The sequence below is a fragment of the Virgibacillus sp. FSP13 genome, assembly GCF_054048505.1.
Genome location: NZ_JBSVKG010000013.1, coordinates 21,475 through 36,491, shown reverse-complemented (window position 1 = coordinate 36,491; position 15,017 = coordinate 21,475). Strand labels below are relative to the sequence as shown.

The window sequence follows — 15,017 nt, the reverse complement described above, 5'->3', positions numbered from 1 at the left end:
TGTAGCTAATCCCATCAATTACCTGTCAACCAGTCTAAAGATGCATGGTATAATTTTGAGTGGAGAGGAGCTTTCTTCTATGAAAATTTTACTTACGCTTATTCTGATCATTTTTATTATTTTTATCTACAAAGCATATAAAAACACAAAAGACGTTACAATCAATAAAATTACAGTCGCAAGCCAACCAAACAATCTAAACCAGTCATTATCCATTCTGCATCTTTCCGATATACATGTAGAACATATTTCGATAACACCGGAGCAATTAGCAACTAAACTAAGGAATGAATCGTTTGATATCATCGCCTTAACAGGGGATTTCTTAGATCGCAAACGAAGCATTCCAAAACTAGCACCTTATCTTGCCGTTCTCCAGCGTTTACATCCGAAATATGGTATTTATGCAGTATTTGGCAATCATGATTACGTCCTCCATGACACGGAACTTCATGAACTCAAAATGCTGTTAGAAACTTATGACTGCCATGTTTTACAAAATGCTAGTGAAACAATCACAATAAACGGAAACAAGGTAAATATTATCGGCATTGATGACTATAGTACAAACCGAAGTAATATCCCATTAGCTTTTCAACATGTTAAAAATGGGACTAACATAATTCTGACTCATGACCCAACAGTAGTGCTGGACATGGACAGTTATAAATTTGACTATTTGATGGCAGGTCATTTTCACGGTGGACAAATATGTTACCCAAAAGCATACCATCTAGCTAAAATGGGAAAACTTGCACGCCAACATATTATTAAAGGGCTGCATAAGCAAAACAACATGCCATACTACATTAGTGAGGGATTAGGTCAAACAGGATTAAATATCCGCATTGGCAGTCGACCAGAAATTACTTTTCATCATATTACAACGCAATCAGAATCCTAGCTTCAACAATTGCTCTTTCGACATAAACAAATATACCGGCTGTTGAAGACATGGTGTGTTTCCCAAGAAATTAATCGGCAGGAAAGTCAACTTTTTATAAAGAATATAATAAAAATTACTGATTGGATAGATCTCAAATCCTAGTTGGTCTGCACCACGATACAAAGTTGTTATCCCAATAATACCTTTAATTTCATTTGTTTTCTGATGCATCCTTACAAAATTGGCGAGCCGAGGCAAAGAGCGTTTAATCATATGATAAACATACACCCCTCGCTTCATCTCACTATTAATTTGGTTCAGATCACGAAGCATCTTTACATTGTGCAAGTGAATTTTTATGAGTAAATCATTTTTATTAATTATTGTACCATCGCTTAGCACGGCCGACTTTCCTTTATATCGGGTTAGCCTAACGCGAAATAATGTATTTTGTTGTTCATGGTCCGTTACATAATGTAAACGGGTCATACGAAAATAAATAGGGTCGAGTGCATTCCACACGCTTAGTAAATAGCTTTTCATTTCGCTTTCTCCTCAAATTAATTCCGTTACCACTAGTTTGTAATAAAAGAGGGGAAAATATAAAAGGAATATTTTAGGATATAAAAAATGAAGGTCTCACATTAGAGGCCTTCATTTTCTGTTAATCCTAGTAATTATTTTCGTGTCGTCTTGACGAATTTGCGATTTTGCAATTTTCGTTGGTGTTACCAGTAAAAATCTTTGCGCATCCCAGTCAGGTGCTCCAAATTTTGTGTTTACTCTGCATAATTTATCGGCTGTTGTTGTTCGTCACTGCGATATTTTTCTTTTGCAAATAAAACTCCTAATTCATGATGATCACCCTGGTAAAACGCGCTTTGTACGAAGCGAATTTCACCTGAGTCATCCACAATATCCAGTTTAAAAAATGCACCATTAGCTTGCAGTGCTCGGTAAAAACCTGCTACATCAAGTACTTTCTGACCATTCACCTTGTAAATTGTTTCACCTGTAAGTATTCCTAATCGATCCGCCGGTGTATCTGGTATAATTGCCAAAACCTTTAATCCGTTTGCCGAAATATTAAAATAAGGTACTTTTGCTTTATCGCGAATTCGATGCTTATAGCTGATAAATTCTCTGCCTATAATAGCTACTAAAACAGCTACTAACGATATCCATGAGACAACCATACTCAGTGAAGCCAATAACAATACGAGCACACCAAGTGTACCGATCGATGTTGCCAGTTTTCGTTGAACTATTTGTGGAATGTTTCCTTTTATTACATGATCAAACCCGATTAAAAACGGGACCAATAAAATACTGTACGTGTCCCCACCAAATGAAAAATATGGCCAAAATGGAATAAAGGATGTAATGAAGCCAGAAGGCACTAGTACAAAAAATGGAATAACACTCATCTTCTTTACATGGTGTTGTCCCACCCATTTCCCGCGATTACCCAAGATCAAATCAGGAAATGATGCATTTCGTTTCACTCGCCTTAATTGAATTGCCTCCACAACTAGAAACATCCCAAGTAATAAAACCAATCCTGAAAAGTTTGACTCGGTGAATAAATTACTGTCCATTTCAACAAATGATTGCTGTTTTAAAAAATATGGAATAAACAATAGTAATAGATATGTAAGTCCAATTGTATAACTCGGGGAAAGAAGCGTAAACCTCAATGATAAACTTAATACAATACTAACCACACTTAACAATAAAATAGTTTCATAGGAAAAAACAATACCAATTCCTAACGTAAATAATGATAAAACAAGACCTGAAATAATAGAAATAAGCCATGTGTTATTCCATTCCGAAAACACATCGAAAATTTTTGTACCAAAATTATTTCGTTCTCTTTTAATTCGACTAATTCCACTTAAGACAACTAAAATAACTGCCCAATATAACAACGGATTTAGAAATAGTCTTCCAATTCCCATCAGTAATTCCATTAACCATGCTTCTACCATTTGATCACCTTCCAGCACTAAGCCACTTTCCTATTGTTTATATTCGATAATCAATTAACAGACTCCTGCTTTTCCAACTTATTAATAATCCTATTTTACCATGACAAAGCGTTTCGTGTATCACAAATTTCAATTTAAAAAATCCGCGAGAGATTCTCGCGGATTTAGGTTACTTGTATAGTTCATTTAATGCTTTTTCCATTTGGCGATCGTCATCACCATCACGGATATGATCAACGATTTGTGCTTCGATTAAGCCAGCTGTTTTTTCATCAATTTCCCCTGTCACTTTTATATCATTGTCTTGTTGGAATGTTTTTACTGCTTCCACTGTTTGTTTATTAAAGTAGCCATCACTTCTTCCAGGATTATAACCTAGTCCATCCAACATTATTTGAATGTTTTTCACTTTTTCACCTGTATGGTTATATGTCAGTGGATTTTCTATTTGAACAGGGTTGGAATAAAAATAATCTGGTTGTTTAACCTTGATTGTCGGTTTTATCCCTTTTTCATGAATCCACATTCCTGTTGGTGAGAGCCATTTATAAAAGGTCAATTTAATTGTGCTTCCATCCCCCATCGGAACTGCTTGTTGTACGGTTCCTTTTCCAAAGCTTTTTGTTCCAACAACATCATATCCCGCTTCTTTCATTGCTACAGCAAGGATTTCAGAAGCGGACGCACTGCCTTCATCAATTACGACACTAATTGGATACTCTTTTTTTGCATCAAGTTCAGAATAATAAGGGGATTTTCCTCCATCTTGATCTTCAATCTGAACATACGGCATATCTTTCGGAATAAATAGCTTCAAAATGTCTTCTACAGCATTAAAAAGACCGCCAGGATTTCCTCGTACATCAATAACTAACCCTTCAATACCATCTTTCTCAAGTTTTGCCAACTGTTCATTAAATTCTGTTGCCGTATTCTCAGAAAATGTAGTGATTTCCAGTATGCCAGTTTTTTTGCCATCTATTTTCTTTACATTTGAATGAACCGTCTCAACTGGAATATCATCACGTTTAATCGTAACATTAAATGGATCCGAAACCCCTGCTCGCTGAACTTTTAAAACGACTTCAGATCCTTTTTCACCACGAATCTTTTCAACTGCTTCCGCAAGTTCAAGACCTTCTACACTTTCTTCATCAACGGTTAGAATTTGATCATTTGGTCTTAATCCCGCTTCTTCAGCTGGTGAGTCTTTGATTGGTGCAATGATTGTTACTTTCCCATCAACCATACTTACCTCTGCACCAATGCCTTCAAAGGAAGATTCAATTGTTTCATTAAAATTCTTCATCGTTTCAGCATCCATGTAGGTGCTGTAAGGATCATCCAACGACCCGAGCATCCCTTTGATCGCACCTTCAACTAATTGCTGATCATCAACGTCCATTAAATAATGCTTCTTAATTAACCCGAATGCTTGGACAACTTTATCCATGTTCTCTGGTTGTTCTACTTCTTCATCACCTTTAATTAAGGGGGCCTCAGCATTTTCTTCTTTGACTTGCTCGTCCGGCTGTGCCAGTTTCACACCAAAATACGCACCGGCAAAACCTAGAACCAAAGCCGCAATTAAAATAAAGACGATGTGCTGCTTTTTAAACGTCATTTTTTCACCCCAATTGTTATTTTCTGATTGGTGGTTCCATATGTAAGGAAAACAAAAAATGCTAACTTATTTTCCCAAATTGTTAGAGAGATGGAAAGCTTAGAAGTATGATGTTTCTTAGCAACCACACTCCAACGTTGATCATATACTAAAAGGCACCACACCGTAATGTGCGATGCCTTTAATACTATAGTTTATGCATGCATGCGTCAAATAATGTAATCCAAATCATTTGAGATATGGCATTGGATTTACTCCACTATGATATTTCCATTGCCCTTTGTGAACTTCAAAATGGCAATGACTTCCATATGAATTACCAGTGTTCCCCATGTTCCCTATTTGCTGACCTACGCTTACTTGTTGCCCATAACTTACAGAAAGACTAGACATATGAGCGTATACAGTTGTTAAATTTAAATGTGGATGATAGATATATACTACATTCCCATAACTGCTAGAGTATTCTGCTCTTGTAACTGTACCAGATTCTGCTGCATGGATTGGTGTGCCAACTGAATTAGCAATGTCAATTCCATAATGATATCCTAAGCTTCTAGATCCATAGCCCGAAGAAAATCTACCATTTGCAGGCCAAATTAATGTGCCACTTCCACCAGTACTGATATTCCCTGAATTACTAGAACCACCCGAATGATTTGAAGTACTTGACTGTGCTTTTGCTCTTCTTTCCTTAGCTTGTCTTTCTAGTTCCGCCTTCTGATTCATAGCGGATTTCTTTGCTTTATCGATCGCTGCAGCCTGTTGTTCCATCACTCGTTGCTGCTCTTCAAGAGACATCTTGTAATCCTCTAAATGTTCGTGTTCCTCTTCTAGTTGAGCCATCAATTTTTCCTTTTCCGCCGCTTGTTCATCTAATTGGGTTTTCAACGACTCTAATTCATTTTTTTGATCTTCTAACGCACTTTTCTTCTTTTCTACTTCTTTTTTACTTTCCTGGACTTCAATTTTCTTTTTTTCTAATGCCTTTTTGTCTGCTGCAAGAGACTCCATTATGTTTTTATCAGAATCCATAATTGTGTTTACCGCCGATGATCTGCTGATAAAGTCACCAAAGCTTTGAGAACCAAGGATAACCTCCATATACTTCATGCTTCCGCCGTTTTTTTGGATTGCGCGTAATCGTTCCTTTAGTAGAGACTCTCGTTCCTTGATGCTATCTTGTAATTCTTTAATTTCCACTTTTAAATTTTCAATTTTTGTTTTTAGTTGTTCCAATTCTTCATTCGTTGATTTAATTTCATCTTGTTTCGCTTGGATTTTGGTTTTTGTATTTGATAGCTTTTTATCTATTGTTTTAATATCACTTTCAACTGTATCTTGCTTTGATAAATTCTTGTCAATCTTTTGTTCGGTTTTATCCTGTTTATTGCTGATATCACCTTGTTTATCTTTTAGTGCTTCTTTTTCTTTTTGCAACTCATTGATTTTTTTATCCACGTCATCCATTGATTTCGCCTCAACATGTTTCCAACTGCTGAAGTTTGCTCCAAGTAATAGAATACCTATAAGTATATACGAAACTATTTTTTTCATCTCGCATCTCCTTTCCCCTGTAAAAAACATGCTTCATTCTTGTCCATCTTTACCCTGGTTCTTTTTGTATGTATTGAGTACAGTTGCAATACACTTTGCTTTCCCACGGGAGTCTACGTATATTGCAACTGCTCACAGCATCTAACAATTTTTATTCGTACTCAAAAGCAGCAATTTTTTATAAACTGTCTTATACTTTTAAGAACTTGCGGACACTCATCACACTTCCCCAAATACCGATTAGTGCACCAATTAGTAGAATAATAAGCGATAGTTGCCATGCAAATGGATTGTATGGCAGTAAATCAACAAAGCTATATGAGAAATTCTCGCTAAGATTATTTTCTATATAATAATAACCACCTAGAATTGCTGCGATTGGAATGATGGAACCAAGTACACCGAGCAACATACCTTCAATGAAAAATGGCCATCTGATAAAGCCGTTAGCTGCACCAACTAGTTTCATAATCCCTATTTCTTTACTTCTAGCCATAATTGTAAGTTTTATTGTGTTTGAGATAAGGAAAATCGCTGTAAAGAGCAGACCAACAATCAATACCAAGCCAATATTTCGTGCGTATTTATTAAACTCGAATAGGCGCTGTACAACATCTTTTCCGTAATTGACTTCTTGTACATTATCAAAATCATCAATCTTATTTGCCACATCTAATGTGTCTAGTGGATCTTTTGTTTTAACTACATAAACGTGATTAAGTGGGTTATCTTGTTCAAATAACTGCCAGGAATCTCCTTCTTTTCCCATACTTTCAATCAATTCTTCCAGTTGTTCGTCCTTTGAAGAAAACACAACTGAATCGACATCACCGATTTGTTGGATTTTATCGCCTAATTGTTTAATTTGATCCTCGTTCGCAGTAAGGTCAATCAACACATTGATTTCGACATCATCTTCAATATTGTCTGCCATCTGATTTAAGTTGAGCATTAAGGCAAGGAATGCCCCTACTAAAATCAATGTTGTCGTAACAGCACCAACAGAGGCAACGGTCATCCAGCCATTACGAAAAATATTTTTAACACCTTCACGAAAATGACGTTTCATTGTTCTAAATCTCATAGCCGTATTCACCTCGATGTTCGTCCCTTACAATCAAGCCATCCTCTACTGCGATTACACGTTTTTTTATTGTGTTAACTATCTCTTTGTTATGTGTCGCCATAATAATTGTTGTACCTCTATCATTAATTTCTTCAAAAATCCGCATGATTCCCCATGATGTATCGGGATCTAAATTTCCGGTAGGCTCATCGGCAATAACAACTTTCGGATTATTCACAATCGCACGTGCAATCGAAACGCGCTGTTGTTCACCACCTGATAATTCATCTGGGATAAATCTAGCTTTGTTTTTTAAGCCAACAAGGTCTAGTACCTCCATTACACGTTTTCGTATATTTCGCGGAGATTCCTCAATAACCTCTAATGCAAATGCGATATTTTCATAGACTGTTAGTTTTGGTAAGAGCTTAAAATCCTGAAAAATAACACCAATATCGCGTCTTAGATATGGAACATTTCGTTCTCTAAGCTCACTCATATCTTTTTCATTAATAACAATAGTTCCTCCTGTTGGTTTAACCTCTCGATACATCAACTTAATAAACGTTGACTTACCTGCACCACTAGGGCCTACTATGTAAACAAATTCGCCCTGTTCAATCGATATATTAATGCCATTAAGTGCTGTCACACCGTTTGGATATGTTTTATACACGTCTTTCATTTTTATCATAATTTCAATCACCTTTTAGTTTATTGTTGTTTGTTCTAGGATGTCGAAACTTCATATAAATAAAATCAAAATCATGCTACATTCAATTAAATCCTATTTATACTTATCCAGTATAACATTTTTCGCCAGTATTTTTAGACAAAAAAATATTACATTTTCATTTCAAACGCTGTATTATTTTAACTCTTCAGAAAGTTAGTTTTTTTATGGGAATTCATAATTATATGTGAAGGAAGTACAGAGGAAAAACAGAAAGCTTGGCCATGATGGAAGGTCCAAGCTTTTGTGTGTTTGATTTAACAATTTCAATTTCTTATTTCTTTTCTGCTAACCATGAAGCTAACAAGTCTACATCGTCACCAGTAGCCATTCCTGCTGGCATTGTTCCTTGATCGCCTTCTTTACCATTTTTAATGATATCAGCGATTTCATCTGCAGAGTATTTAGATCCTACTTTTTGCAAATTAGGACCTGCTCCACCAGATAGGTCTGCCCCATGGCAAGATGCACAGTTACTCTTAAATACTTCTTCAGCTGCTGAAGCATCTACTGTACCGCCATTATCTGCAGATTCTTCTGTTGCAGTATCATCTCCGTTATCTGCAGGTTCCTCGCTTGCATCGTCATCCCCACCGCCACAAGCACCTAATACTAGAGCTGTACCAAAAAGAACGGTAAATAGCCATTTCTTCATCTTTAAATCCCCCTAACAAAATTTAATATTGACTATCAGTGTTTATTATAACCCTTTTATAAAGTTTTAAAACCCTTATCCAGTCCATAATTTTGTCTCTATCATACCAAAATGCAGGGGGATCAATGATCATGGCAAATTGTGTCAATTTCATGACATAACTTAGCTAATTTGGGATCGCAAATAAGCATCAATAAATGGATCAAGATCTCCGTCCATTACACCTTGCGTGTTACCAACTTCAACATTTGTACGATGATCCTTTACCATAGAATATGGGTGGAAAACATATGAGCGAATTTGACTCCCCCAACCGATTTCCTTCTGTTCTCCGCGAATGTCATCAAGTTCTTGTTGCTGCCGTTCGATTTCCAATTGATACAGCTTAGACTTTAACATTTTCATGGCTTGTTCACGGTTTTGAATTTGTGACCGTTCCGATTGGCAGGTAACAACTACATTTGTCGGTATATGTGTAATTCTCACCGCTGAATCAGTTGTGTTAACATGCTGACCACCAGCACCGCTTGCTCGATACGTATCAACTTTGATATCTTCCGTCCGAATATCAACCTCTACATCATCGTCAAATTCCGGCATCACGTCACAGGAAACGAATGATGTGTGTCGTCGACCAGATGAATCAAACGGCGAAATACGTACCAACCGATGAACGCCCTTTTCTGCTTTTAAATAACCATATGCATTGTGACCTTTTATTAGCAATGTAACACTTTTCACACCCGCTTCATCACCAGGTAAATAATCAACTGTTTGTACATGGAAACCTTTATTATCAGCCCATCGTTGGTACATTCGTAGTAGCATACTTGCCCAATCCTGCGATTCTGTTCCACCAGCACCCGGATGTAGTTCCAAAATCGCGTTGTTAGCATCATATGGTTCACTTAACAGCATTTGTAATTCAAACGCATTAGCGTGCTCACGTAACTCTGCCATCCCTTGTTCTAAGTCCGTAAATAAGTCTGGATCATTTTCTTCTTTTACTAATTCATAACTCACCTGTAAATCAGCCAATTTTTCTTCAAGATCGGTAAAGCCATCTACATATTCTTTTAGACCATTCGATTCATTAATAACCTTTTGAGCAGTCGTTTGATCGTTCCAAAAATCGGGGTCTGTCATCTCCATTTCCAATTCCTTAATCCGATCTTGTTTATTTTCTAAGTCAAAGAGACCCCCTAAAATCGGTAATTCGTCCAGCTATTTTTTCTAATTCGTGGTTTATTTCTACTAGTTCCATTATTTTCACCTCAGCAAATTTCTTCTGTCTTTCTATTATTCCCTTACGAATTTCTCTTCGTAAGGGAATAATTGTTGTTATTTTCCGTGACAATTTTTATATTTTTTCCCGCTTCCACAAGGACAAGGATCATTACGGCCGATGTTTTCCTTCTTCACATATGGCTTGCGGGTTTTCTTCTTATTTTCTTCTCCACCAGAAACAGCTTGGGTATTCTTCACGACTTCCTCACGCTGCAGGTTTTCACGAATTTGTGCTTTCATTACATATTTAGATACTTCCTCTTCAATTGCAACAATCATTTCCTCAAACATATGGTAGCCTTCTGCTTGATACTCTTGCAATGGATCATTTTGACCGTATGCCCTTAAATGAATACCTTGACGTAATTGTTCCATCTGATCAATATGATCCATCCATTTTGTATCAACTGTTCTTAGTAAAATAACCTTCTCAAATTCACGCATTTGTTCTGGAGTTAATTCTGCTTCTTTTTCATCATATTTAGCATTAACTTTTTCCATAATCCAATCAATTATTTCTTCAGGCTCTTTCCCTAGTATATCATCCGTTGAAATATCTTCAGGATCTAACAAATTCCCATGTGCATACTCAACAATCGCATTTAATTCCCAATTTTCATCGATGTCATCAGCTGTATGAGAGTGTACAACTCGTTCTACAGTTGACTTAATCATGCCTTCAATAATTTCACGTAGGTTTTCAGAATCAATTACATCAAACCGTTGTTTATAAATAATTTCGCGTTGTTGACGTAAGACATCGTCATAAGACAATACGGTTTTACGTGCGTCAAAGTTGTTTCCCTCGACACGTTTTTGTGCTGATTCAACGGCTCGCGAAACCATTTTACTCTCAATTGGCTGAGTATCATCCATCCCTAACTTTTCCATCATTGAGCGTAGGTTATCAGAGCCAAATCGACGCATTAATTCATCTTCCATCGATAAATAAAATTGCGATAACCCTGGATCACCTTGACGTCCTGACCGCCCACGCAGCTGGTTATCAATCCGACGCGATTCATGTCGCTCCGTTCCGATTACCGCAAGTCCGCCAAGATCAACGACACCATCCCCAAGCTTAATGTCGGTTCCACGCCCAGCCATATTTGTCGCAATCGTTACTGCACCTTTTTGGCCTGCATTTTCGATAATCTCTGCTTCTCTGTAGTGATTTTTAGCATTCAAAACATTATGCTTCACACCCATTTTTTTCAACATTTTCGAAATCAGTTCAGATGTTTCTACAGCAACCGTACCTACTAATACTGGTTGTCCTTTTTCATAACGCTCTTTAATGTTCTCAACTACAGCACGAAACTTGCCTTCCATTGATTTATAAATCATGTCTGCGCGGTCATCACGAATAATTGGTTTATTTGTTGGAATCGCGATAACATCCATGTTGTAAATATTACGAAATTCTTCTTCTTCCGTTTTTGCTGTACCAGTCATACCAGAAAGTTTTTGATACATACGGAAAAAGTTCTGGAAGGTAATCGATGCTAGTGTCATGCTCTCATTTTGAATTTGTAAGCCTTCTTTTGCTTCAATCGCTTGATGAAGTCCGTCACTATAGCGTCGCCCTTTCATTAATCTTCCGGTAAACTGGTCGACAATAACAACTTCACCTTCCTGCACTACATAATCTGTATCACGATGCATCGAAGCATGAGCTTTCAATGCTTGGTTAATATGATGTGTCAATGTAACATGGTTTAGATCAAATAGATTTTCAATCGAAAAATAACGTTCTGCTTTATTGATTCCCTCTTCTGTTAACTGGACACCTTTTGTTTTTTCATCATACGTATAATCTGTTTCATGTTTAAGCATGCCTACAAACGAGTCTGCTTGCTGATACATGGCTGCAGATTTTTGAGCGGACCCGGAGATAATTAATGGTGTTCTTGCTTCATCAATTAAAATCGAGTCAACTTCATCGATGATGGCAAAATTTAGTGGGCGCTGAACCATTTGCTCTTTATAAAGAACCATATTGTCACGTAAGTAATCAAAACCATACTCATTATTTGTACCGTACGTAATATCACAATAGTACGCATCCCGCTTCTCTTCTTTAGATAAGCCATTGCCATTTAAACCGACTGTTAAACCGAGAAAACCATACAATTCTCCCATTTCTTCGGCGTCACGACTAGCTAAATAATCGTTTACTGTGATAATATGGACACCTTTTCCGGAAAGAGCGTTCAAATAGGCGGGTAATGTCGAAGCAAGTGTTTTTCCTTCCCCAGTTTTCATTTCAGCGATATTACCTTCGTGGAGGGCAATGGCACCCATTAACTGGACTGGGAATGGACGCATCTCAAGTACCCGCTTAGAAGCCTCCCGGACTGTTGCATAGGCTTCTACCATCATATCATCAAGACTTTCGCCGTTTTGGTAACGTTCTTTAAATGCTTCTGTTTTTCCTTTTAATTCGTCATCAGTTAATTTTTCATATTCCGGTTCTAATGCATCTATCTTGTCTACTATTTTTTGATATCGATTGAGTTGTTTTTGGTTTCCATCACCAAAAATCTTTTTCAATAATCCAGGCATATAAAACGCTCCTCAAGTTAAAAATCACTACATACAAAAAATTATAATCCACACTTAATAATAACACTATCTAAACAAGTATGACAACTGCTTGTGATTTGATCAACGTGTAGTGAGGGTTCCCTGTATGCCTTTTTTGGAAATGTAAAGAGCAGCTCCGGGCGGAACTGCTCTTCGCTGAGGAAAGTCTGCGGAAACTGGGCATAAAAACCCGGAGCTGCAAATCGAGGAGATCCATTCATGAGAGTGAATAATTTTTATCTATATTATGTTGGTTTCGCGATAGTTCAGTTAATTTCCGATTCGTTGCAGCAACAATCTCCATTAATTGTGTTATCGTTTCTTCATGTTGCTGCACTTTTATCACGAGAGCATCAAACGCGATGCAGTCTTGTTCATTCATATGTATTTCCTCCTTTCTTTCTTGCATCTTATTTATACCATGGATACGATATTTTAGACCAATTGCCATTTTTCGATTTTGGGTTTCAATTCGACATGTTTTTCAAGCAAAACGTCAAGATCCGACAGTGATTTTCGTCTATTTACCGAAAATATGGTAAAACAATTGATCCAAAATCCAAATTTGGTAATCTCTTCGACAAATTTAGACAAACGCAGTATAAACGCTGATAATTAAGCATAAAAAGAAGGCTGACATGTGTGCCAGCCCTCTCATTTATATCTATTAACTATTTGGTTCAATCAATCCATATCTTCCGTCTTTGCGACGATAAACAACATTTGTATCACCTGACACAGCATTTGTGAAAACATAAAATGCGTGTCCTAACATATCCATTTGTAGTACAGCTTCTTCTGAATCCATTGGTTTTAAATTAAATCGTTTCGTTCTCACAATATCTACTTCATCATCTGATTCCTCTAATTGAACTGCAGCTGATTCTTTTTCAAGTTCGGCAAATACATGTTTAGGAGAACCATTTTGCCGAAATTTACGATTAACTTTAGTTTTATATTTACGTATTTGTCTTTCCAGTTTGTCTACTACAAGGTCGATGGCAGCATATAAATCAATGTGCTCTACCTCTGCACGAAGTAATAAATTGGTCATCGGAATGGTAACCTCAATTTTCTGCTCATCATTATAGACACTTAAATTCACATGTACATCTGAGGTTGGCGGTGTATCAAAGTATTTTTCCAGCTTACTAATTTTCTTTTGCACATAATCACGTATAGCTCCAGTCACCTCAATATTCTCACCACGAATGTTATATTTCATAAAAGTGTCCTCCTTTCATCCTTATGTATTTACTATTCAACAATACCCCGTCCAATTCCTGCTTAAACCAATAAATAATTGCAAAAAAGTTGAAGATTTTTGTCGAAAAGTAAGTAAAGTCGTTCTACATAAGGGCTTGCAAGTAACCTATTTCATAAAAAAATAGAAAACCTCTTTATAAAGAAGTTTTCTACTCTTTTTTATCCATAAACATTCCGTCAATCGTTTGGACATTTTTATATAGATTTGTATACGTCTTATTCGATTTTTTTTGTTTTTTAACTTGTTTCATTTCCTGTTTTAAATCAGCAAAAAGAGAAGCCATGCTTTGCTGTATGGTGTTGTTCATCGTAACAAGCTTTTCGCCAATTTGATTTTCTTCATCTGTGAATGGAGGTGTAAGTTCTTGTAGAAGATCCCCTCTTTTTTCTATTAACCGATTGACATCGCCAATAATTGCTTCACGATTCTTAGCCGAGATATCTCGACTAAGTATTTCTTCCAACTCTAATGTAACTTGAAAAAGTGGCTCCAGGCGATTCATCAAACACTTGCCCCTTGCGTAAATTGTTTTTGGCGGGTTTTTAAAATAACTTCTTTCCATGTGTCACGAAATTCAGTTACAAAGCCTAGAACTTCTTCAAGCAGGCTCACATCATTTTTTATATTTCCTTCCTTAAGTTGGAACTGCATGTATTCATATAATGGTAAAAGCTGATTGGAAATTTCAATTTTTGGATCTAATGTTATCATTAATTCTTGAATAATATTTTGTGCTTTCTGTATGTTCGTATTTTTAGATTCATAATTTTTTCCGTCCATATCTTTCATCGCTTGTTTGATGAATTTAATACACCCATTGTAAAGCATTAAGGTTAACTCACCACTTGATGCTGTGTTAACCGAATTATTTTGGTAGGTTTGATATTGTTTGTTAGCTGCCATTTGCAAACACCCCTTATTAAATCTTCTCATCCACTAACAATCCCATAAATTCAGCCATTGCTGCATACATATCCAGCATTTTTTTCGGTGGGATTTCTTTAATTACTTCATCTGTTTTTGGATTTACAATCGTGACATAATACTCGTCCAGTTTTTCATGGTATTCAAATTTTAAATTCGTTCGAAGTGGCTCCATAAAATCATTTAACTTTGAAAGAACGCTTTTTACGTCTTCCTTATTCGTTTTTTCTTTGCTATTATGCAATGCATTTCTCTGCTCCTGTGCAGGTTCCATTAGCTGACTAATAGATCGATCCTTTGCAGTTGTCATTTGCTCGTTGTTATTTCTATCATGCAAGGGGTGGGATCCGATCGATACATTTTCTAACCTCATTGCCCATGCAACTCCTCATTTTCTTTTTATATCGGCTAAAAAAGAGAAATGTTTAAGTGGGTTCACAA

The 15,017-nt window shown here is 36.6% G+C and carries 15 protein-coding genes; 1 reads left to right on the top strand and 14 read right to left on the bottom strand.

All coding sequences use genetic code 11. From position 1 onward, the window contains the following. Window positions 1-79: 79 nt before the first annotated feature. Window positions 80-904 carry a metallophosphoesterase gene (locus ACW2QC_RS12230; protein ID WP_457544258.1) on the top strand — a complete coding sequence of 275 codons (825 nt, stop codon included), beginning with the start codon at window positions 80-82 and terminating at the stop codon, window positions 902-904. Here ACW2QC_RS12230 and ACW2QC_RS12225 read toward each other — a convergent pair. The 14 genes from ACW2QC_RS12225 to flaG form a co-directional block, all read right to left on the bottom strand. Further along, a complete protein-coding gene (locus tag ACW2QC_RS12225) occupies window positions 893-1,429 on the bottom strand; it encodes a YkoP family protein (RefSeq protein WP_457544257.1) in 537 nt (178 codons plus the stop codon). The two genes, ACW2QC_RS12230 and ACW2QC_RS12225, sit on opposite strands and share 12 nt — an antisense overlap. A 236-nt stretch (window positions 1,430-1,665) precedes the next feature. Further along, a complete protein-coding gene (locus ACW2QC_RS12220) occupies window positions 1,666-2,895 on the bottom strand; it encodes a PDZ domain-containing protein (protein ID WP_457544256.1) in 1,230 nt (409 codons plus the stop codon). Between the two features lie 151 nt (window positions 2,896-3,046). Then, entirely contained in the window at window positions 3,047-4,501 is a 1,455-nt protein-coding gene (locus ACW2QC_RS12215; RefSeq protein ID WP_457544255.1) for a S41 family peptidase, read from the bottom strand. A gap of 228 nt (window positions 4,502-4,729) precedes the next feature. Then, window positions 4,730-6,058 carry a murein hydrolase activator EnvC family protein gene (locus ACW2QC_RS12210; protein WP_457544254.1) on the bottom strand — a complete coding sequence of 443 codons (1,329 nt, stop codon included), beginning with the start codon at window positions 6,056-6,058 and terminating at the stop codon, window positions 4,730-4,732. 190 nt (window positions 6,059-6,248) lie between these two features. Next, on the bottom strand, window positions 6,249-7,142 hold the full coding sequence (gene ftsX, locus ACW2QC_RS12205; RefSeq protein WP_457544253.1) for a permease-like cell division protein FtsX: 894 nt from the start codon (window positions 7,140-7,142) through the stop codon (window positions 6,249-6,251). Continuing rightward, window positions 7,132-7,818 carry a cell division ATP-binding protein FtsE gene (ftsE, locus tag ACW2QC_RS12200; protein ID WP_457544252.1) on the bottom strand — a complete coding sequence of 229 codons (687 nt, stop codon included), beginning with the start codon at window positions 7,816-7,818 and terminating at the stop codon, window positions 7,132-7,134. The genes ftsX and ftsE overlap by 11 nt, the downstream gene beginning before the upstream one ends. Before the next feature lie 313 nt (window positions 7,819-8,131). Then, window positions 8,132-8,512 (bottom strand): cytochrome c551, encoded by a 381-nt coding sequence (gene cccB, locus ACW2QC_RS12195; protein WP_457544251.1) that lies wholly within the window; start codon window positions 8,510-8,512, stop codon window positions 8,132-8,134. 162 nt (window positions 8,513-8,674) lie between these two features. Then, window positions 8,675-9,776 (bottom strand): peptide chain release factor 2 gene (prfB, locus tag ACW2QC_RS12190; protein WP_457544307.1). Its coding sequence is split into 2 segments (ribosomal slippage): window positions 8,675-9,703 and window positions 9,705-9,776, totalling 1,101 coding nucleotides; the frame shifts between segments, so codons are not numbered across the junction. Between the two features lie 77 nt (window positions 9,777-9,853). Next, entirely contained in the window at window positions 9,854-12,364 is a 2,511-nt protein-coding gene (gene secA, locus ACW2QC_RS12185) for a preprotein translocase subunit SecA (RefSeq protein ID WP_457544250.1), read from the bottom strand. Window positions 12,365-12,602: 238 nt separating this feature from the next. Beyond that, entirely contained in the window at window positions 12,603-12,767 is a 165-nt protein-coding gene (locus ACW2QC_RS12180) for a hypothetical protein (protein ID WP_457544249.1), read from the bottom strand. A 285-nt stretch (window positions 12,768-13,052) separates the two neighbouring features. Then, complete coding sequence (gene hpf, locus ACW2QC_RS12175) at window positions 13,053-13,610, bottom strand: ribosome hibernation-promoting factor, HPF/YfiA family (RefSeq protein ID WP_457544248.1); 558 nt, start codon at window positions 13,608-13,610, stop codon at window positions 13,053-13,055. Window positions 13,611-13,800: 190 nt separating this feature from the next. Then, window positions 13,801-14,154, bottom strand: a complete 354-nt coding sequence (locus ACW2QC_RS12170; RefSeq protein WP_457544247.1) for a flagellar protein FliT — start codon at window positions 14,152-14,154, stop codon at window positions 13,801-13,803. Then, window positions 14,154-14,555 (bottom strand): flagellar export chaperone FliS, encoded by a 402-nt coding sequence (fliS, locus tag ACW2QC_RS12165; protein ID WP_457544246.1) that lies wholly within the window; start codon window positions 14,553-14,555, stop codon window positions 14,154-14,156. Before fliS ends, ACW2QC_RS12170 begins: the two co-directional genes overlap by 1 nt. 16 nt (window positions 14,556-14,571) lie before the next feature. Beyond that, complete coding sequence (gene flaG / locus ACW2QC_RS12160) at window positions 14,572-14,949, bottom strand: flagellar protein FlaG (protein ID WP_457544245.1); 378 nt, start codon at window positions 14,947-14,949, stop codon at window positions 14,572-14,574. Between the last annotated feature and the right edge of the window lie 68 nt (window positions 14,950-15,017).